We start from the raw sequence: 644 nt of genomic DNA, 5'->3' as shown, positions 1-644 counted from the left end.
CGGCCGGGCGGCGTTGGCCGCCGCCGCTCCCGCGGGTGCGGACGACGACCTCGACGCGGAGCCGCCGGCGGTGAGCTTCGAGGAGCTCTACGAGACCGCGCACACCCGCCTGGTGCAGCAGGTGTTCCTGCTGACCGCCTGCCGGTACCGGGCGGTGCACTGTGTGCGGCGGGCGTTCGGGGAGGCCCGGCGGCACTGGGGCACGGTGGTCGCCTCGGGGAGCCCCGAGGGGTGGGTACGGGTGCGCGCCTGCGAGCTGGCGCTGTCCCCGTGGCACCGGGGCGGGGCCCGGCGGGCGCGCGTGTGGGGGCTGCCGTACCGGCGGATCAAGGTGCGTCCGGCCGACGAGGCGCAGGCGGTGCTGCCGGACCACGACCGGCTGACCGACCGGGACCGGGCGCTGCTGAAGGCGCTCAAGCAGCTGTCCCGGCCGCAGCGCCGGGCACTGGTGCTGCACGACGGGCTGGGGCTGCCGGCCGCGGCGGTCTCGGTGGAGGCGGAGTCCACGCAGGCGGCGGCCGAGGGACGGGTGTGGGCCGCCCGTACGGCGCTGGCGCAGTGGGTGCCGGAGCTGGTCGGGCCGGACCCGGCGGCACCGGGCTTCGCGGACGGGCTGAGCGGGCTGCTGCACCGGGCGGCGGTGC

General features: G+C 78.7%; 1 protein-coding gene. It reads left to right on the top strand.

Annotation, left to right across the window (positions count from 1 at the left end; genetic code table 11):
• On the top strand, positions 1-644 hold a 644-nt coding region (locus KS423_RS46820; protein WP_374120206.1), incomplete at both ends, for an RNA polymerase sigma factor.

Source organism: Streptomyces sp. LS1784, assembly GCF_020103755.1.
Taxonomy (GTDB): domain Bacteria; phylum Actinomycetota; class Actinomycetes; order Streptomycetales; family Streptomycetaceae; genus Kitasatospora.
The sequence above is the reverse complement of the archived record's forward strand: the minus strand, read 5'-3'. Positions and strand labels throughout refer to the sequence as shown.